We start from the raw sequence: 18,556 nt of genomic DNA, 5'->3' as shown, positions 1-18,556 counted from the left end.
TATTATATACCTATCTTACGATTATATGGAAAGAAAAGATGCTTGAAATTAAAAATCTGTATGCCAAAATTCTGGAAACGGATACAGAGATTATTAGTGGACTCAATCTGCGGGTAAAAGCCGGTGAGGTTGCTGCAATCATGGGGCCGAATGGATCAGGTAAGTCAACGCTTTCTTATGTTCTCTCGGGTCATAAGGATTATGAGGTTACGGGTGGAGACATCTTGTATAAAAATAAAAGTATCCTCGATATGGATATTGTTGAGCGTGCTATAAGTGGTATTTTTTTAGCTTTTCAATATCCGGTAGAAATTCCAGGTATTCCAACGATGCAATTTTTAAAAGTAGCGATGAATGAACAGCGAAAAGCTCGCAATGAAGATGAGCTTTCAACTCCTGATTTTATACGCTATGTTAAAAGTGCTGCCAGTGATCTGAAGATTGATATGGATATGCTCAAGCGTCCACTTAATTTTGGTTTTTCTGGTGGAGAGAAAAAACGTGTTGAAATGTTGCAGATGAGTTTATTAAAACCAAAATTATGTATTCTTGATGAAACAGATTCAGGGTTAGATATTGATGCTTTAAGGATAGTTGCTGATGGAGTGAATGCTCTTCGTGATCCTGATCGTACATTTATTATTATTACTCACTACCAAAGATTGCTACAATATATTGTTCCAGATACTGTTCATGTTCTTTATGCTGGCAAAATTATTAAAACAGGTAATGCTCATATTGCTCTGGAGCTTGAAAAGAACGGTTATTCTGGGGTCATAAAAGACGCAAATTCTGTTTCTGGAAATGAAAGAAGGGTTTAATAAAGAGTGGGAACCTTCTTGACAGACCTAGAGAAGATGTTGATTTCAAAGTACAATACGTGCCATCAGATGCTTCCCGGTAATCAGGATGTGTTGGCAGTGCGTAATCGTTTATTTCAGGATTTTTGTAATCAAGGGTTTCCAACACCAAAAGTTGAATTTTGGCATTATACTAATCTAAAGACATTATTAAAATCCCTTCCAGAAGACAAAGAATTCAGTTTTGATAATCTAGTACCTGATTGTTTGGTAAAAGATAGTTACCAACTTTTTGTTAAACAGGGAAAAGCCTATGATACTAAAATAACTGGAATCAATATTGATCGTTTTTCTCAGTTTCTAGAGAATGGTAAAGCAGTAGAAAATCTGGCATCTCTTGGTCAACATGATGCTATTGGATACGTTAATGGAATATTCGTCCAAGATGGTTATGTTATTCATATTCCAGATAATTCTTGCTTTTTGAAACCAATAGAATTGCAATCTTTATATGCAGGTGGGCAAGCACATGTTCGGTTTTCTGTGAGATTTGGAGCGAAGTCAAAAGCAACTTTTATAGAACGTCATAGAGCAATGACAACTAATAATAGTTTTGTCTCCTCAATTTCAGAAATAAGAGTTGGAGCTGGCGCAGAAGTTGTTTGGGTAATGATACAACAACAAGGTAAAGATGATGTTCATCTTGGACAATTAAGGATTATCTTGGAAAAAGAAGCATCCCTAAAACTCGTTGTTATTAATGCAGGCGGTTCTTTAGTTCGACAGGAAATTTTTCTGGATATTAACGGTAAAGATTCTGGGATGATGTTGCGAGGCATTAATTTGTTGAGGAATGAAACGCATAATGATCTTTCTGTAGTTTTGCATCATAATACGATTGATACACGTTCTTCACAGATAATTCGGAATGTGGTATTGGATCAAGCGAATGGTGTATTTCAAGGGATGATACGTGTTGCGCGTGATGCTCAGAGAACAGATGCTCGTATGGCATGTAATTCTTTGTTGGTTTCAAATAAAGGAAGTTTTTCTGTCAAGCCAGAACTGGAAATTTTTGCAAATGATGTTCAGTGTGGTCATGGGGCAACAATTTCTGATATTGATCATCGTCATCTTTATTATCTCATGGCTCGAGGTATCCCAGAATGTAAAGCTCGTTCTTTGTTAATTCATGCGTTTATTATTGAAATTCTCTCTGATTTAGAAGATCCGCAATTAATTGAAGCAGTAGAGAACATCTTTTCCTTGTGGTTAGAGAAATAGAGTTATGACTTATGATATTCAAGCGATACGTCAAGATTTTCCTATACTGGCACAAAAAATTTATGGAAAACCTCTCATCTACCTTGATAATGCCGCTTCTGCTCAAAAACCCCAGGTAATGATTGACACGATAGTTAAAGTTTATTGCCAGGAATATTCTAATGTACATCGTGGAATACATTTTTTGTCTAACGCAGCAACAGAAGCCTATGAAGCTGCGCGTGGTAAAGTTTGTCGTTTTATGAATACCTCTTCTCCCGAAGAAATTGTTTTTACAAAATCTTCTACAGAAGCAATTAATACCGTTGCTTATAGTTGGGGGATGGAAAATATTCGTGAGGGTGATGAAATTGTTTTATCTATTATGGAGCATCATTCGAATATTGTTCCGTGGCATTTTTTACGAGAGCGTTGTGGAGCTAAATTGATTTGGATTCCAGTAGATAGTAATGGTGTCCTAGATATAGAGGAATTTACAAAATCTTTAACAGAGCGTACAAAATTAGTTGCAATCACGCATGTTTCGAATGTTCTAGGAACAAAGGTGCCTATTAAGGATATCTGTCGTATTGCACATGAGCATGGAGTTCCTGTTTTAGTTGATGGCAGCCAAGGAGCTGTGCATGTTCCACTTGATGTTCGTGATCTTGATTGTGATTGGTATACAATGACTGGACATAAGCTTTATGGTCCATCAGGTATTGGAGTGCTTTATGGCAAGGAAGATCGTCTTCAGGAAATGAGACCTTTTATGGGCGGTGGAGAGATGATTATTGAAGTTGATCAAGACAGCATTTCCTATAATCTTCCTCCATATCGGTTTGAAGCAGGAACTCCTCCGATTGTGCAGGCTATAGCTCTTGGTGCTTCCTTGGATTATATAGAATCTATTGGTCGAGATAGTATTTTTGATTATGAAGAAAAATTAGCAGCCTATGTCAAGGAACGTTTAATGTCAATGAGTGCTTGTCATTTAGTAGGTAATGCTTCAGAAAGAGCCGGTATTTTTTCTTTCCAGTTAGGAAAGATTCATTCTTATGATCTTGCAATGTTGTTGGATAAGAGAGGTATTGCTGTTCGGTCCGGGTCACATTGTGCGCAGCCGCTCCTGAAATTTTTAGGGATAAATTCTCTTTGTCGGGTTTCTTTTTCGATGTATAATACTCATGAAGAGGTTGATAAACTTATTGAATCTTTGGAATATGCTCTTCATGTTTTTAATTAGGGTTTTCTGATAATGGGTATTGATGACAGTCTTGATAAGATCTTAAAGGATGAACAAGACACAGAAGATTATAAAAATAATACTGTGTTATCTATTCCAGAGGCTGAGTTAGCTACAATTTCTGACAATATTATTTCTGCTTTAAAGACAGTTTATGATCCAGAAATACCGGCTGATGTATTTGAACTTGGACTTATTTATAAAATTGATATTGATGATAATCGATTAGTTAAAATATTGATGACGCTGACTTCTCCTGGATGTCCTGTTGCAGGTGAAATACCTAAATGGGTAGAGAATGCAGTAAGTACAGTAGAAGGTATTTCAGGAGTAGAAGTTTCTATGACATTTGATCCTCCATGGACATCAGATCGTATGTCAGAGGAGGCACAAGTTGCTATTGGCTATTATTGATATCTCATGTGGTTATGGTATAATGGGTTATTAAAAAATAAAATTTTGGAGAGAGTATGATGGTAAGTGGCAATGTAATAACCATTACAGATGCTGCCGTATCTCGTGTTAATGAGATTGTTAACAATGCAGAGCCTTCTGTGCAAGGAATTCGTATTGGAATTAAAAAAGGTGGTTGTGCAGGGTTGGAGTATACCATTAATCTGGTAACTACACCAGATAGCAAAGATGATATGGTTGAGAAAGATGGTGCAAAAATATGGATTGATTCTTCTTCTTTGCTTTATTTGATTGGTTTAGAGCTTGATTTTGAAGTTACTCGCCTTCATTCTAGATTTAAATTTTGTAATCCAAATCAAATTTCATCTTGTGGTTGCGGAGATTCTGTAGAGTTAAAAAAAGCAAAACTTGAAGAAGATATTAGGAATTAAAAAGTTTAAAAAACATTTTAATAAGATTTTTTACATCAATTTTTATAACTTTACTTTTTAAAAGTACATGCTTATTAGCGTCATAAAGACTGATATATTATTTTTTTAGATAGCTTTTAATACAGCTTATAAGATTACAAATAGCTTTTTTTATTAATGAAACATTATTAGAAATCATTTCCTTCATACAACATATATTTTTTTTTGAATGATCTAAGCTAAGTTTGTTGTTTATATTTGATACATCTTCATGTAAACGTGCAATATCTTCTTTGGTAGCAACAGTATCAAAAAGCTTTTCTATTTTTAAAAATAGATTTTCTACATTATTTTCATTATTAGGAGTTGATTTTTTTACGCTTCCTTTTTTTGAAGAAGAATCTTTTTTTACTATATTTTCTGTCATAAGTTTATTTTCGGCTTATTAACTTAAAAAGTCAAGAGTAATTAAGAAAATTCTATTTTAAATAGTATTATGATTGGTTTGATTCAGAATAATTTTCTTATAAAGAATAATATTGAGACAATCTGATTAAACATTTATAAAAAATATAAATGTTTTTTTCTTATAGATATATAACAAGTATATATATATAGCTTTAATGATTTTTTTTAAAAATTTTTTAAGGGTTTTTATTTGCATGATTAGGCATTATACATCATTAAGAAATATTTTATTATAAAAATGTGGCATTCTTTTCAAAAATTACAAAGATTTTATTATGAAGAAAACAATAATATAAAAACTTATACTTTAAATTTTTATAACGACATCATGGTATATTCAAGTTTCTTAACTGAAAAACTTTTATCTTTATAGGTGTATACCGTATTTTTAGTAACAACTACACTGAATGGAGAAAAGGATGAATCTCTTTGATGCTCCTGCTGTTTGTGCCAGTTTTCCTATCAGCAGTTTTATTATTTTTATTATTCTTTATACTATCGTATGTGCATCAATTATTAATTCTTGGAATAATGGGTACAACCGTCCTTTACTGGATTGGATTGTTTCCATAGCATACGGATTGATGATGTCATCGCTTATTATATTGTTTTTTGTAATCCTGAAAGATCAGAATTATTATTCTGCATGGAATTCTATTTTTAGCCAATAAATTTTAAGAATTTATAACAAAAAACTATAAATAATAAAACCTTGATACGTAATTACTATTTTCATTATAAAAAATGTTTTGTTGTATTATTGTATAATTCTATGTAAAGATGAATTGTTTCTTTTATCCTTGACGTACCTTATAACGTGGATTTAATTTATTGATGATATAAATACGGCCTTTGCGGTAAACAAGTCGATTTAAACGATGCCGTGTCTTAACAGCTCTGAGAGAATTTCTTATTTTCATTTTGTTTGATCCATACAAAAAATTTATAAACGCTATAAAAATTAAAACTAACTGGCTATTTTATTTTTGTCAACAGAGACAATGATGATCTATATTTTTTGATGCGCTTCCAGAGCTTTAAAATTTTTTTGGAAGAGAAAAAATTTGTGTGATGTGTCCCATCTTTCGACGCGGTAATGCTTCTGACTTTCCATAAAGATGAATAAAAGCAGAATCGTGCTTGAGCCACTCAGTGGCGGTATTGATTTCATTCCCAATGATATTATGCATGATGCAATCTGAATGACGAGAAGTTTTCCCGAGAGGAAGATTGCTGATGCTGCGAATATGTTGCTCGAATTGTGAAACGACGCAGGCAGCTTCTGTCCAATGCCCGGAATTATGAACACGTGGAGCCATTTCATTGGCAATTAATCTTTCATCATCTGTGATAAAAAATTCTACACAGAGAACCCCAATATAATTAAGGGCAATAAGGATCTTTTCAACTGCTTTATAAGCAGCGGTGATCGTTGTACTGTTTATATTGGCCGGAACTTTTGAGGTTTTAAGAATCCCTTGATCATGTGTGTTTTCTATTGGATCATAATAAGTAATAAGATTATTGACAGAGCGTGCAGCAATAATAGAAATTTCACATTTAAAAGGCACAAATTCTTCAAATATTAGTGGGTTATTGCCAAGAGAAGAATAAATTTTCTCCAAAGATTCATCAGAATGATATAGATATTGTCCTTTGCCATCATATCCCATGCGTCTTGTTTTGAATATACCTTTACCTGTAAAATCAGCTAGTTTTTTTTCTATATCTGATTGTGAATTGATTTCATAAAAATGAGCGGTATTGATACCACAATTTCTGAAAAAGCACTTTTCGAAAAGACGATCTTGGGAAATTTTTAGAGCTTCTGGTGATGGATAAACAGGAAGACGTGTTGTCAGATAATGTGTTGCTTGTATAGGAATGTTTTCAAATTCATAAGTTACAATTTTGCAAAGACGGGAAAATTCATCTAATGCATCTAAATCGTCATAATTGGCAACGAGGTGTTTGTTTGCAACTTGGGCCGCAGGACATGAGGGGTTGGGTTCCAGAATGATAATACGAAAATTTAAGCGTGCAGCTGCCATTGCCAGCATACGTGCCAGTTGACCACCTCCAACGATTCCAATGGTATCTGATTTCATAAAAAATCGTCCGTTGGATATTCAGCTACTGATGATGTTTGTTTGAGACGCCAATCATCCAGACGATCAGCAATATCTGTATTTTCGAGAGCTAGAATTGCTGCTGCTAGCAGGGCTCCATTGATTGCTCCAGCTTTACCGATAGCCATGGTTCCTACAGGTATGCCGGCAGGCATTTGTACAATGGATAGCAAACTATCTTGTCCGCAGAGTGTTTGTGATGGAATAGGGACTCCTAAGACAGGAAGAGATGTTATGGAGGCAAGCATTCCTGGAAGATGAGCGGCACCTCCTGCTCCTGCAATAATCACTTTAAAACCTTCTGTATAGGCACTTTTACCAAAATTTATCAAACGATCAGGTGTGCGATGTGCTGAAATAATACGTGCTTCATAATTAATGCCAAGAATATCAAGCATGTCAGCAGTTTCTTTCATGATTTTCCAGTCAGATTGGCTTCCCATTACAATAGCTATAGGAGGACTTTCAACCATCAAGCTTTCCTTAATAATACGTTACATTAATCTGCTCTTAAACAATTAATATCATGACTGTGAATTCATAATTTTACTTGTTATCAATATTAGAAAGGGCATACATTATCATATATTTAAAATATAGACATACTTTATATTAAAATATTCTCTAAATTCTTTTACAGGAATATTACATGGTTATTATTTTCTGTTTTTTACAAACAAAGTGATAATATTTTAATGTCGTTTGTAAAGAAGGATACTTATATTATAAGTTATAATTTTTTATGCAGTGCAACAAGTTGATTAAGTTTTAAAAGAAAAAAGGAGAATTTTTCTTGGATGAGCATGTTTTGATTATATTTTGTGATATGTTGTAGTACATGGAGCAAAAAGATCATGGAGAAGCTTTCAGAGAGAAGCTTTCAGAATGTTGAGAAAAAAAGATCATACTTTTATGGAAGAAAAAAAACTATCGACAAGAGCTTTTGGCATTGTGGTTGTAATGTCGTTCTTTGCGGTGACAGAGCAAATTAACGCCAATAATGCATTGATGGCTCCCCCTTTTGTTAATTTTTCTGTTGTTCCAAGAAGTTATATCAATACGATTAATCCCTTTGATCTCCTTATGCCATCTCTTCAGGATAATGCTTTTGATCCTTCAAGGACGCTGATCGATAAAAATATTTCGTCAAGTGTAAGTTCTAGTAATGAGACTTTTGATGACGCTTATGCTGCATTTCAGCGTGGTTTATATCTTACGGCGCTCGATAAGGCTTTAAAATATGCAGAGAAAGGCAATGTTTCTGCACAGACTTTGGTAGGATTGATTCTAGGTGAAGGTTTGGGTGTAAAACGTAATATAAAACAGGCTGCTTTCTGGTATGAAAAGGCTGCTGAAGCTGGTGATCCTGCGGCTATGTTAAGATATGCATTTATTCTTATTAATGGGAAAGATGTTCAGCGTAATAAAGAGCGTGGGTATGCTTTTATTAAGAAGGCTGCAGATAAGAATGATGCTTCTGCACAATTTAACTATGCTCAAATCCTTGTTAAGGAAAATCCTGGACATAAAGGTCTTGAGTTGGCTTTATCTTATTACGAGAAAGCAGCAAAACAAGGAATAGTAGATGCTCAGTATGCTGTTGCTTGTATTTATAATAGTTTACCTCAATTACCAGAAGAAAAGAAAAAGCTGTCTCGCCAATGGATGATGAGAGCTGCAAAGGCTGGTTTTGATACTGCGCAGCTGGATATGGGTCTTTGGTTTATTAATGGTATTGGAGGTGAGCGTGATTATAAGAAAGGCTTTGAATGGCTTTCTATTGCCGCTAATCGAGGGAATGTTTTGGCTCAGAATAGATTGGCGTATTTGTATTTTAATGCTCTTGGAACAAAGCCTGATCTCGTTGAAGCTGTAAAATGGTATGTACTGTCCCGTAAGGCAGGTCTGAATGATCCAATATTAGAAGGTTTTTATGTTGGTGTTCCTGATATTTTACAAAATCTTGGAGTAAAAAAAGCAGACTCTTTTATTGCTGCGCATTCCTTAAGCATATCCTGAATTACTCAGTTTTTATTCATGAGATATAAAAATTTAAGAACGCACATATTTGTATATCCTGTTTATGTTTTTATCTGATATCTTTTACTTTTTGAAATGTTATTTTTATTCAATTAAGGAATTAACTGTATGGCTCGTTCTGCTCTTTTAAATGTCATGGTTGATGCAGCTTTGAAAGCTGGCAAGTCGTTGTCGCGTGATTTTGGTGAAGTCCAGAATCTTCAGGTTTCCTTAAAAGGACCAGCTAATTTCGTTTCACAAGCTGATTTAAAAGCCCAAAAGATTATTAGCGATGAATTGATGCATGCTCGTCCTGCATATGGATTTCTGGGAGAAGAAGAAAAAGAGATTTTAGGTTCTGATGGCGTGAACCGGTGGATTGTTGATCCATTGGATGGTACTACAAATTTTTTACATGCGATTCCACAATTTGCTGTTTCTATCGCTCTGGAACGTCATAAAGAAATCGTTGCTTCTGTTATTTTTAATCCTATTACAGATGAGCTCTATACTGCTGAGCGTGGTGCGGGAGCTTTTCTTAATGATCGCCGTTTACGTGTTGCTACTCGACGGTACCTTCTAGATTCTGTGATTTGTTGTGGTGTGCCTCATCTTGGACATGGAAATCATGATTACTTTTTAAAGCAATTAAGTCGGGTTATGCAAGAAGTTTCTGGTATTCGCCGTTTTGGTGCTGCTTCTCTTGATCTTGCTTATGTTGCTTCTGGTCGTTTTGATGGTTTTTGGGAAAAGGGTCTTGCTCCGTGGGATATTGCAGCAGGAATTCTTCTTATTCGTGAAGCAGGGGGATTTACTACTGATTTTTCTGGTAATAATATGATGTTTAAAACAGGTGAAATTGTTGCTGGTAATCAGCATATCCATAAAGCGCTTCTTCAAGTTATAGGTTTTGATCTTGAGACTAATTAGGAGAGCAATGGTTTCTTTTTCTTTGGTGCTTCTTTTATGGAAAAGATTAAGTAAAACACAGGAGGTTGCTGGGGTATGAAAAATTCAAGTCAGTTTACTCAAGAAAAAAACGAAGAAATTTTAGAAAATAGAGGCAGTCTTCGATTGTTTTTTAGCCCAGCACCGTTTTTGTTGACGATATTTTTGTTTTTGATCATTGTGTCTTTTTTGGTAGCTATCTTGTTTCGTCGCGTTCAGGTTGCATTTATGCATAATCCTGGTCTTAATACTTTAATTATTTCTGTTATGTTGATTGGTATCCTTCTGGTTATCAGTAATTTGCTTTCTTTAGGTAAAGAATCGCGTTGGTTTAACAATTTTTTATCTGGTAATGTTCGATATGCAGATCGTTTCTTTTTAGTAAGCAAGTTTTTGAGTCCTACACGGCTTCTTGTTGGAATTTATCCCAAGAAACCTTTGCCGTTAGTTCTCGTACGTAATATTCTTGATTTTGTTTCATCGCGTCTTGATGAGACAAGGGATACATGGCGCTACCTTGTCGGTCTTCTTGTCTTTTTAGGTCTTTTAGGAACTTTTTGGGGATTAATTGATACGATAACTTCAATCAATTCAGTTATCCAGTCGCTTGATGTTGGTGGGCACGATAGTGCGGATATACTGTCATCTCTTAAGCAAGGTTTATCTGCTCCTCTTTCTGGTATGGGGTCGGCATTTTCTTCTTCCTTGCTCGGGTTATCTGGTTCCTTGATTCTTGGTTTTTTGGATTTACAAGCCGGTCGTGCACAGGGTCGTTTTTATACAGAGCTAGAAAATACCTTGTCACAGCTTTCTGATGTTTCATTTGAAAAGAACACTTTAAATACTGAGATGTCTTCTATAGGCTTTTCAGAAGAAATGAGGCGTATCATAGAACTTCTTTCGCAGGTGGCTCCAGATGCTGTCGGACAACAACGCTCAGCTACTGCCATGTCTGCTTTAGCAGAAGGTGTGCAGGCATTAGTAAAGAACATGCGTAAAGAGCAGCAGATGTTGCGAAATTGGGTTGAGGTTCAGCGAGATGAGTCTCGTTCTATGTGCCGTATGATAGAGCGATTGATAGAACAACGTCATGGAAAAGACAACAATGGAATTAGGGGTGAGTAATGGCTCTATCTTCTCGTCGGCGCCGTAGTGAGCGGGTTGTTGATTATTGGCCTGGTTTTGTTGATGCTTTGACAACGTTGCTAATGGCAATTATGTTTTTGTTGACTGTATTTGTTGTTGCTCAATTCATTCTTAACCGAGAAATTAATGGTAGAGATAAGGTTCTGTCGCGTTTATATAGCCAAATTGAAGAATTAACTCAGATTCTTAGTCTTGAGCGATCAGAGAAGCATAATATAGAGGACTCACTTCAAAATCTTAGAGCTTCTCTTTCTGAGTCAGAAGGCGAGCGTTCTCGTTTGCGACAGATGCTTGATTCAGCTCAAAAAGGGGGAGCTTCTGTTGAAAATCAGCCCGGAGCTGAGAAAAAGAAGTCAATCAATCAGATAGAGATTCTTAATCAGCAAATTGCAGCGTTACGAGCGCAAATTAGAGCCGTAGAAATTGCTTTACAGGCTTCTGAATCTAAGGATAAGCAAAATCAGGGGAAGATATCTGATTTAGGTCGTCGACTTAATATTGCTCTTGCTCAGCGGGTTCAGGAATTAAATCGGTATCGATCTGATTTTTTTGGGCGTTTGAGAGAGATTCTTTCAAAACGGGATGATATTAGAGTCGTAGGGGATCGGTTTGTTTTTCAATCTGAGGTTTTGTTTCCGCCTGGGATAAGTGATTTGAATGATGCTGGTAAAAATGAAATGAATCATCTTGCTGTGGCAGTTCTTGAGTTGAATAAGGAAATTCCTCCAGAAATCAATTGGGTTCTTCGCGTGGATGGCCACACAGATGATACTCCTTTTTTGTCCAGTAATGGAAAATATGCTGATAATTGGCAATTATCAGTTGCACGAGCTGTTTCTGTTGTCAAATATCTTTTGAGTAAAGGAGTTCCAGCCAAGCGTCTTGTTGCAGCTGGTTTTGGAGAGTATCAGCCTCTTGTTGAAGGATTTACTCCTGAGGCACGCGCTGCTAATCGTCGTATTGAGCTGAAACTTACAGAACGATAAATATTTTTATAGGATCATCAAGGTTTATGAGAGCTAAGAGAAAGCTTTTAATAAAAAAATGCTTTAAAAAAATATCTTTATTTTTGATTGTTTGCAGATACAAGAAAAATGTTGCTATTTGAGTGTAATTTAAATATAAGTATTTTCAGGACACCTTTCCCTAACGAAAGGCGCGTATCTGAAAGGGTAGCAAAATGTTAAATATAAAAAGCAAGCCTACTTCTAGGACAACTTCTCCTTTTTTTTCTTCTGGCCCATGTGCAAAACGTCCTGGTTGGTCGTTATCAGCATTAGAAGGTGCTGTTGTTGGTCGTTCTCATCGTTCTACTGATGGTAAAGCAAAGCTCAAAAGGGCTATAGATCTAACGCGTGATGTTTTAAGGATACCGGATAGTTATCGTATTGCTATTGTTCCTGCTTCCGATACAGGAGCTGTTGAAATGGCTCTATGGTCTTTATTGGGAGCTCGTGGTGTTGATGTTCTGGCATGGGAAAGTTTTGGGTCAGGCTGGGTTACAGATATTGTTCAGCAGTTAAAAATTCCTGATGTTCGGATATTTGAAGCTCCTTACGGTAAGTTGCCAGATTTTTCTAAGATAGATTTTGATCGTGATGTTGTTTTCCCTTGGAATGGGACTACTTCTGGGGTGCGTATTCCGAATGCCAATTTTATTCCCAGCAATTGTAAAGGGTTGGTTATCTGTGATGCAACTTCTGCGGTTTTTGCTCAATCTCTTGATTTTGAAAAGCTCGATGTTATCACTTTTTCCTGGCAGAAGGTTTTGGGTGGTGAAGGGGGGCATGGTATTCTTGTTTTGTCACCTCGTGCTGTTGAGAGACTTGAGAGTTATAAGCCGACTTGGCCTTTGCCCAAGATTTTTCGTATGACCAAGAAAGGGAAGTTAATTGAAGGGTTATTCTCAGGAGAAACAATCAATACCCCTTCTATGTTATGCGTTGAGGATTATATTGATGCGTTGTTGTGGTGTCAAAGTATAGGCGGTCTTGATGCTTTTATAAAGCGTTCTGATGAAAACGCAGATGTTTTGTATCGTTTTATTCTGCAAAATGATTGGATTGAAAATCTTGCTGTTGATTTGGAGACACGTTCTAATACATCTGTTTGTATGAAGATTGTTGATCCTGATATTGTTTGTTTGGGTGTTACTGCCCAGGCTGCTTTTGCCAAGTCTGTTGTTTCTCTTTTGGAAAAAGAAAGAGTTGCTTTTGATATTGGCTCGTATCGTGATGCTCCTCCTGGGTTTCGTGTATGGACAGGAGCAACGGTTAATCGAGATGATCTTTTGTTATTGTGTGATTGGTTTGTTTGGGCTTTTTTTACGCAGAAAAATTCATTCCTTAAAACTTTTTCGTAAAAATATTATTTATTAAGGGGTCACCAATGGTAGTTCGTGTTCTTGTGTCTGATCAATTGTCTTTGGCATCTGTGCAGGTGTTTCGTGATTATGGTATTGAAGTGGATTTTCAGCCAGAAGTAGGTAAGGATAAAGTCAAGCTTGCTGAGATTATTGGCAATTATGATGGTCTTGCTGTTCGTTCTGTTACAAAGGTAACAGATAAGTTATTTTCTGTTGCAAATAAACTTAAAATTGTTGGTAGAGCAGGAATTGGTACTGATAATATTGATATTGCATCTGCGTCACGTCGTGGTGTTATTGTTATGAATACGCCTTTTGGGAATGCCATTACAACTGCTGAACATACTCTTGCTTTGATGTTTGCGGTTGCCCGTCAAATACCTGATGCTGATTTTTCTACTAAACAGGGTAAGTGGGAAAAATCTAAATTTATGGGTTCAGAGATTTTTGGTAAGACATTGGGGGTTATAGGTGTAGGTAATGTTGGATCAATTGTTTGTTCTCGTGCTCTTGGTCTTAAAATGAAAGTTATCGCTTTTGATCCTTTTCTTTCTAAGGAGCGAGCTGCAGAAATGGGGATTAGAAAAGAAGAGCTTAAAGAGCTTTTGGCTCAATCCGATTTTATCACTTTGCATGTTCCTCTTACCGATAAGACCCGCAATATTTTGAATGCGGATACTTTATCAATGGCTAAACCAGGAGTTCGTATTATTAATTGTGCACGTGGTGGATTGGTGGACGAGAGTGCATTGGCAGCAGCAATACAATCTGGTCATGTTGCTGGTGCAGGATTTGATGTTTTTGAAGTGGAACCAGCTTTGGAAAGTCCTTTGTTTGGTTTGAAAAATGTTGTTTGTACACCGCATCTTGGTGCTTCAACCGTGGAAGCACAAGAAAAAGTTGCGCTTCAGTTAGCGCATCAGATGTCTGCATATTTGACGCAGGGAGTGATTTCGAATGCTATTAATATGGCCTCTATTACTCCTGAAGAAGCTCATTTAATAAAGCCATTTATTCGACTTGCTGATTATCTTGGGTCTTTTGTTGGGCAATTGATAGAAGAGCCAATTAAAAAAATTGAAATTATATATGATGGCTCTACTGTTAATATGAATACCAAAGCATTGAGTAGCGCTGCTTTGGCAGGGTTAACACGCGTATGGATGGAAGAAGTCAATATGGTTTCTGCTCCTTTGATAATCAAGGAAAAAGGAATCGTTTTTTCAGAGATAAAACGTGGTAAAAGCGGTATTTGGGATGGGTATATTGCATTGATTGTAAGAGGAGAAAAGTCTACCTATTCCGTTGCAGGAACAATTTTTGCAAATTCTAAGCCCAAACTTATTAAAATTCAGAATATACATCTTGAAGCTGATATAGGGCGCCATATGGTTTACATTGTTAATACAGATGTTCCGGGTACTATTGGATATATAGGGAATGTATTAGGAGATTTTGGTGTAAATATTGCGAATTTTCAATTGGGTCGTGAAAAAGAAACTGGTAATGCCCTAGCATTGCTTTATGTGGATGATCCTGTTTCTGATAATGTTCTGGTTAAGCTAATATCTCATCCTTCAATTTTGTTTGCTAAACGGTTTAGATTTAATGTTGATTAATTTTTAAAGCTTGAGTCTCTTCGTTTAAAGAGAATGATTGGGATAAATCGTATTCGGTAGTATCATTCTGTAATGGGGAATATTGTTTCTTTGTGTAGGGTTTGATGTATGAATAGCTTGGATTTTGATAAGAAGCCAGAAGATACCCGTGTTGTTGTTGCTATGTCAGGAGGTGTTGATTCTTCTGTAGCTGCTGGTTTGCTTAAACGTAAAGGATATGATGTTATCGGTGTTACATTGCAGTTATATAATGATAGAAAAGCCTTTAAAAAGAAAGGTTCCTGTTGTGCAGGTCAAGATATAAATGATGCTCGTCAGGTATGTCATGTTATTGGGATACCTCATTATGTTCTTGATTATGAGCAGCGCTTTCATGATGAGGTTATAACTCCTTTTGCTGAAAGCTACCTTTCTGGTGATACTCCTATTCCTTGTGTCTCTTGTAATCAAACTGTAAAATTTGTGGATCTTATTTCTGTGGCGCGTCAGTTGGGAGCAGATGCTTTGGCAACGGGTCATTATATAAATTCATATTCTTCTATTGGGGCAGAAGGAAAACGTAGGCGTATATTATGTCGTTCGGTGGATCTTGAGCGTGATCAAAGTTATTTTTTATTTGCGACGACACAAGAACAGGTTGATTATTTGCGATTTCCTCTTGGTGAAATGAGAAAAGAGGATATTCGTTGTTTGGCCAGAGAAATGAATCTGGAGGTAGCTGAAAAATTAGATAGTCAGGATATTTGTTTTGTACAGACAGGAAGGTATTCTGATATAGTAGCTAAGTTAAGGCCAGATGCGATTACGGAAGGTGATATTGTTCATTTGGATGGTAGAGTGTTGGGTCGTCATCAGGGAATTATGAATTATACGATAGGGCAGCGGCGTGGTCTTGGTGTGGCAACAGGGGAGCCTCTTTTTGTTGTTTATCTTGATGCTCGTGTTGCGCAAGTCATTGTTGGCCCAAAAGAAGCTTTAAAAATAAAGAGAGTTTATTTGCGAGAAGTAAATTGGTTAGGTGACGGTGATTTCATGAATATAACATCCAATGGATATAGATGTTTTGTAAAACTTCGTTCAACTCAAGAAGAACTTATCTCTGCTTCTATAACCAGTAATGACGCAGAAGTTTATGTCGATTTTAATGATAGTCAAGAAGGAATTTCTCCAGGTCAAGCTTGTGTTTTTTATTCATCTCCTAATCAGGGTGCTCAGATTTTGGGCGGTGGTTTTATCGTACGATCACAATTTTTAGAAGAAACAGCCAAGGCTTTGCAGATGTTGTTGAAGCGTTCTTGTGCTGCCTAATATTGTATATGGTGACATTTTAAGTATTATGATAGTTTTGGATGTAGTTAGAAAATTATTAGATAGCATTTGTAGTATCTTTGGTTCATCATTGTGGTTGACAGATGTATAATGTCAGGGATAGTTAATAGAATTATTTTTTAAGAGTTTTTTTGATTTTAGTGGCGGAGTAGCTCAGTTGGTTAGAGCAGAGGAATCATAATCCTTGTGTCGGGGGTTCAAGTCCCTCCTTCGCTACCACTAATTTTTGTGCTTTTTTATAAAAACAATTTTTATTATTAGAAATGGTTGTTTTTGTTGGTTATTAATTTTAAAAGATAGAATTTAATGCTTGCGTTGTCGTAGATAAAGCCTTAAGAATTTTTTTAAATATATGCTAACGTAAAATATAAAAATAGTAATAATAGGTAATAAAATGGCAAAGGAAGAGTTTATACGAGATCAGGATAATGTTGGTCTTTGTTCGATAGGTCATGTTGATCATGGGAAGACGACATTAACGGCGGCGATTACGAAGTATTATGGCGAATACAAGTCTTATGATCAGATTGATAGCGCACCTGAAGAGAAGGCTCGAGGTATAACGATTTCGACGACACATGTTGAGTATCGTACGAGTAAGCGTCACTATTTTCATGTTGATTGCCCTGGTCATGCGGATTATGTTAAGAATATGATTACTGGTGCTGCTCAAGTTGACGGTGCGATACTTGTTTGTTCTGCTGCGGATGGTCCTATGCCTCAGACGAAGGAGCATATACTTCTTGCTCGTCAGGTAGGTGTTCCTGCGATGGTTGTTTATTTAAACAAGGTTGATCAGGTTGATGATCCTGAGTTGATTGATCTTGTTGAGCTTGAGATACGGGAATTGTTGTCTTATTACAAATTTCCTGGGGATGATATTCCTATTATTAGGGGTTCTGCGCTTGCAGCTCTTGAGGATCGGGATAAGTCGATAGGAGAGGATTCGATTCGTTCGTTATTGGCTGCTGTTGATGATTATATTCCGACACCGAAGCGATTGATAGATAAGCCGTTTATGATGCCTGTTGAGGATGTTTTTTCGATTTCTGGACGTGGTACAGTTGCTACTGGTCGTATTAATCGTGGTGTTGTGAAGGTTGGCGATGAATTAGAGATTGTTGGTATAAGGGGTACGGTTAAGACGATATGTACAGGAGTTGAGATGTTCCGGAAGATTTTATCTGAGGGACAAGCTGGAGATAATGTTGGTCTTTTGTTGCGAGGAGTTGACCGTTCTTTGATTGAGCGTGGTCAGGTTTTATGTAAGTCGAATACTGTTAATCCGTATAAGAAGTTTAGAGCTGAGGTTTATATTTTGACGAAAGAGGAAGGTGGTCGTCATACATCATTTTTTTCGAATTATCGTCCGCAATTTTATTTGGGTACAGCGGATATTACTGGTGTAGTAACGCTTCCTGATGGTGTAGAGATGGTTATGCCGGGGGATAATTTAGCTCTTGATGTTGAGTTAATTGTTCCTATTGCTATGGAGCTTCAGCAGCGTTTTGCTATTCGTGAGGGTGGAAAGACTGTTGGTGCTGGTGTTATATCAGAAATACTTGAATAGGTTCTTTTATGGTATTCTTTGAAAAAGTCATTTGTACTAATGATGTTTGTTTTTAATGTTGGATGTAACAGTAGTTATAACGTCGTGTCGTCGTTTTGGTCTTTTGAATAGAACACTTGAGAGTTTTTTTTCGACAAACGATTATCTTGTGTCAGAGATTATAATTGTCGAGGATTCTGATGATAAGAATGTTCTTGAGATCTTAGAAATGTTTCCCAATCAAGGAATTAGGGTTTTATTGAATGGTTCTAATTTTGGTCAACTCCGTTCTATTGATATCGCTTATTCACAAGTGAAGATCCCGTATATTCTGCATATGGAGGACGATTGGCTTTTTTGTGGTTCTGGATTAATTCATTCTGCGGTTAATATCCTGAAGATGAATCCAGAAATATTATTGGTTCAAATGCGAACAGAGAGCGATATGCCTTCTTGTATACGTTGTTTGCCAGATACTGTTTCTCCTGTGCCGTATAAAAAAATTCCTGCTACAGCTCATCATGTTTGGTATAGTTTTACGTTTAATCCTTCTTTAAAAAGGATTTCTGATTATTTACAGCTTTCAGGGGGGTATTCTGCTTTTTTTGATGAGGTATCTATAAGTCTTTATTATAAGGATATGGGAAAAGTTATGGCCTGGATTAAAAATGCAGATGTAAGACATATTGGTTATGGTTGTAGTAATTATCAGTATAAGTATAATTCAATGTATGAGGCTTTTAGGGAATCTTTAAAGCGTTTTTTTTCTATGAAAACACTTTATAAGTGGCAGGAATCCTTAAGGAGAAGGATTAATCATTTTAGAAGAGTTTATAAAATATAGCGTTTTT

General features: G+C 36.2%; 19 protein-coding genes and 1 tRNA gene. 16 read left to right on the top strand and 4 right to left on the bottom strand.

Features of this window, described 5'->3' with window-relative positions; all coding sequences use genetic code 11:
• The first annotated feature begins 38 nt into the window (after nt 1-38).
• The 5 genes from sufC to sufA are packed head-to-tail and all read left to right on the top strand — an operon-like array spanning nt 39 to nt 4,154.
• Complete coding sequence (gene sufC, locus B488_RS04175) at nt 39-821, top strand: Fe-S cluster assembly ATPase SufC (RefSeq protein WP_015273291.1); 783 nt, start codon at nt 39-41, stop codon at nt 819-821.
• A gap of 36 nt (nt 822-857) precedes the next feature.
• Entirely contained in the window at nt 858-2,084 is a 1,227-nt protein-coding gene (gene sufD / locus B488_RS04170; RefSeq protein WP_051012121.1) for a Fe-S cluster assembly protein SufD, read from the top strand.
• Nucleotides 2,085-2,088: 4 nt separating this feature from the next.
• Entirely contained in the window at nt 2,089-3,309 is a 1,221-nt protein-coding gene (locus tag B488_RS04165; RefSeq protein WP_015273289.1) for an aminotransferase class V-fold PLP-dependent enzyme, read from the top strand.
• A gap of 12 nt (nt 3,310-3,321) precedes the next feature.
• Entirely contained in the window at nt 3,322-3,723 is a 402-nt protein-coding gene (locus tag B488_RS04160; RefSeq protein WP_015273288.1) for an SUF system Fe-S cluster assembly protein, read from the top strand.
• A 59-nt stretch (nt 3,724-3,782) separates the two neighbouring features.
• Nucleotides 3,783-4,154 carry a Fe-S cluster assembly scaffold SufA gene (gene sufA, locus B488_RS04155; protein WP_015273287.1) on the top strand — a complete coding sequence of 124 codons (372 nt, stop codon included), beginning with the start codon at nt 3,783-3,785 and terminating at the stop codon, nt 4,152-4,154.
• Between the two features lie 97 nt (nt 4,155-4,251).
• On the opposite strand, the gene B488_RS04150 is transcribed toward sufA, so the two are convergent.
• Nucleotides 4,252-4,560, bottom strand: coding sequence for a hypothetical protein (locus B488_RS04150; RefSeq protein WP_015273286.1), 309 nt, complete (start codon nt 4,558-4,560; stop codon nt 4,252-4,254).
• Nucleotides 4,561-5,020: 460 nt separating this feature from the next.
• Between B488_RS04150 and B488_RS04145 the strand changes: the two genes are divergently transcribed.
• Nucleotides 5,021-5,272, top strand: a complete 252-nt coding sequence (locus B488_RS04145; protein WP_015273284.1) for a hypothetical protein — start codon at nt 5,021-5,023, stop codon at nt 5,270-5,272.
• 123 nt (nt 5,273-5,395) lie between these two features.
• Here the strand turns inward: B488_RS04145 and B488_RS04140 are convergent, their stop codons facing one another.
• The 3 genes from B488_RS04140 to purE all read right to left on the bottom strand — a co-directional run bounded on the left by B488_RS04140 (nt 5,396) and on the right by purE (nt 7,203).
• Complete coding sequence (locus tag B488_RS04140; RefSeq protein ID WP_015273283.1) at nt 5,396-5,521, bottom strand: ribosomal protein bL36; 126 nt, start codon at nt 5,519-5,521, stop codon at nt 5,396-5,398.
• 117 nt (nt 5,522-5,638) lie between these two features.
• The gene (locus tag B488_RS04135) at nt 5,639-6,709 is read right to left on the bottom strand and encodes a 5-(carboxyamino)imidazole ribonucleotide synthase (protein ID WP_015273282.1); all 1,071 of its coding nucleotides are present in this window, start codon (nt 6,707-6,709) and stop codon (nt 5,639-5,641) included.
• Nucleotides 6,706-7,203 carry a 5-(carboxyamino)imidazole ribonucleotide mutase gene (gene purE / locus B488_RS04130; protein WP_015273281.1) on the bottom strand — a complete coding sequence of 166 codons (498 nt, stop codon included), beginning with the start codon at nt 7,201-7,203 and terminating at the stop codon, nt 6,706-6,708. Before purE ends, B488_RS04135 begins: the two co-directional genes overlap by 4 nt.
• 535 nt (nt 7,204-7,738) lie before the next feature.
• On the opposite strand from purE, the gene B488_RS04125 reads away from it, so the two are divergent.
• The 10 genes from B488_RS04125 (at nt 7,739) to B488_RS04080 (ending at nt 18,549) form a co-directional block, all read left to right on the top strand.
• A complete protein-coding gene (locus B488_RS04125; protein ID WP_015273278.1) occupies nt 7,739-8,749 on the top strand; it encodes a tetratricopeptide repeat protein in 1,011 nt (336 codons plus the stop codon).
• A 129-nt stretch (nt 8,750-8,878) separates the two neighbouring features.
• Nucleotides 8,879-9,679, top strand: coding sequence for an inositol monophosphatase family protein (locus B488_RS04120; protein ID WP_015273277.1), 801 nt, complete (start codon nt 8,879-8,881; stop codon nt 9,677-9,679).
• Between the two features lie 75 nt (nt 9,680-9,754).
• Entirely contained in the window at nt 9,755-10,822 is a 1,068-nt protein-coding gene (locus tag B488_RS04115; RefSeq protein ID WP_015273276.1) for a hypothetical protein, read from the top strand.
• A complete protein-coding gene (locus B488_RS04110) occupies nt 10,822-11,829 on the top strand; it encodes a peptidoglycan -binding protein (protein ID WP_015273275.1) in 1,008 nt (335 codons plus the stop codon). The genes B488_RS04115 and B488_RS04110 overlap by 1 nt, the downstream gene beginning before the upstream one ends.
• Before the next feature lie 194 nt (nt 11,830-12,023).
• Nucleotides 12,024-13,205, top strand: a complete 1,182-nt coding sequence (locus tag B488_RS04105; RefSeq protein WP_015273273.1) for a phosphoserine transaminase — start codon at nt 12,024-12,026, stop codon at nt 13,203-13,205.
• Between the two features lie 26 nt (nt 13,206-13,231).
• The gene (gene serA / locus B488_RS04100) at nt 13,232-14,827 is read left to right on the top strand and encodes a phosphoglycerate dehydrogenase (RefSeq protein ID WP_015273272.1); all 1,596 of its coding nucleotides are present in this window, start codon (nt 13,232-13,234) and stop codon (nt 14,825-14,827) included.
• A 108-nt stretch (nt 14,828-14,935) separates the two neighbouring features.
• Nucleotides 14,936-16,135 (top strand): tRNA 2-thiouridine(34) synthase MnmA, encoded by a 1,200-nt coding sequence (gene mnmA / locus B488_RS04095; protein WP_015273271.1) that lies wholly within the window; start codon nt 14,936-14,938, stop codon nt 16,133-16,135.
• A gap of 163 nt (nt 16,136-16,298) precedes the next feature.
• Nucleotides 16,299-16,375 (top strand) — tRNA-Met (locus B488_RS04090).
• 175 nt (nt 16,376-16,550) lie between these two features.
• Nucleotides 16,551-17,726: an elongation factor Tu gene (tuf, locus tag B488_RS04085; protein WP_015272827.1), complete on the top strand. Its 1,176-nt coding sequence runs from the start codon at nt 16,551-16,553 to the stop codon at nt 17,724-17,726.
• A gap of 55 nt (nt 17,727-17,781) precedes the next feature.
• Nucleotides 17,782-18,549, top strand: a complete 768-nt coding sequence (locus B488_RS04080) for a glycosyltransferase family 2 protein (RefSeq protein WP_015273270.1) — start codon at nt 17,782-17,784, stop codon at nt 18,547-18,549.
• Nucleotides 18,550-18,556 lie beyond the last annotated feature (7 nt).

The sequence above is a fragment of the Liberibacter crescens BT-1 genome, assembly GCF_000325745.1.
Lineage (GTDB): Bacteria > Pseudomonadota > Alphaproteobacteria > Rhizobiales > Rhizobiaceae > Liberibacter > Liberibacter crescens.
This window is presented reverse-complemented; position numbering and strand designations above follow the sequence as displayed.

Coding starts and splice junctions, on each gene's coding strand:
- B488_RS04110 (WP_015273275.1), top strand. CDS start 10,822: ATGGCTCTATCTTCTCGTCGGCGCCGTAGTGAGCGGGTTGTTGATTAT.
- B488_RS04135 (WP_015273282.1), bottom strand. CDS start 6,709: ATGAAATCAGATACCATTGGAATCGTTGGAGGTGGTCAACTGGCACGT.
- B488_RS04145 (WP_015273284.1), top strand. CDS start 5,021: ATGAATCTCTTTGATGCTCCTGCTGTTTGTGCCAGTTTTCCTATCAGC.
- B488_RS04125 (WP_015273278.1), top strand. CDS start 7,739: ATGGCTCCCCCTTTTGTTAATTTTTCTGTTGTTCCAAGAAGTTATATC.
- serA (WP_015273272.1), top strand. CDS start 13,232: ATGGTAGTTCGTGTTCTTGTGTCTGATCAATTGTCTTTGGCATCTGTG.
- B488_RS04105 (WP_015273273.1), top strand. CDS start 12,024: ATGTTAAATATAAAAAGCAAGCCTACTTCTAGGACAACTTCTCCTTTT.
- B488_RS04140 (WP_015273283.1), bottom strand. CDS start 5,521: ATGAAAATAAGAAATTCTCTCAGAGCTGTTAAGACACGGCATCGTTTA.
- B488_RS04150 (WP_015273286.1), bottom strand. CDS start 4,560: ATGACAGAAAATATAGTAAAAAAAGATTCTTCTTCAAAAAAAGGAAGC.
- B488_RS04120 (WP_015273277.1), top strand. CDS start 8,879: ATGGCTCGTTCTGCTCTTTTAAATGTCATGGTTGATGCAGCTTTGAAA.
- sufA (WP_015273287.1), top strand. CDS start 3,783: ATGGTAAGTGGCAATGTAATAACCATTACAGATGCTGCCGTATCTCGT.
- B488_RS04160 (WP_015273288.1), top strand. CDS start 3,322: ATGGGTATTGATGACAGTCTTGATAAGATCTTAAAGGATGAACAAGAC.
- B488_RS04115 (WP_015273276.1), top strand. CDS start 9,755: ATGAAAAATTCAAGTCAGTTTACTCAAGAAAAAAACGAAGAAATTTTA.
- sufD (WP_051012121.1), top strand. CDS start 858: ATGTTGATTTCAAAGTACAATACGTGCCATCAGATGCTTCCCGGTAAT.
- B488_RS04165 (WP_015273289.1), top strand. CDS start 2,089: ATGACTTATGATATTCAAGCGATACGTCAAGATTTTCCTATACTGGCA.
- sufC (WP_015273291.1), top strand. CDS start 39: ATGCTTGAAATTAAAAATCTGTATGCCAAAATTCTGGAAACGGATACA.
- purE (WP_015273281.1), bottom strand. CDS start 7,203: ATGGTTGAAAGTCCTCCTATAGCTATTGTAATGGGAAGCCAATCTGAC.
- B488_RS04080 (WP_015273270.1), top strand. CDS start 17,782: ATGTTGGATGTAACAGTAGTTATAACGTCGTGTCGTCGTTTTGGTCTT.
- mnmA (WP_015273271.1), top strand. CDS start 14,936: ATGAATAGCTTGGATTTTGATAAGAAGCCAGAAGATACCCGTGTTGTT.
- tuf (WP_015272827.1), top strand. CDS start 16,551: ATGGCAAAGGAAGAGTTTATACGAGATCAGGATAATGTTGGTCTTTGT.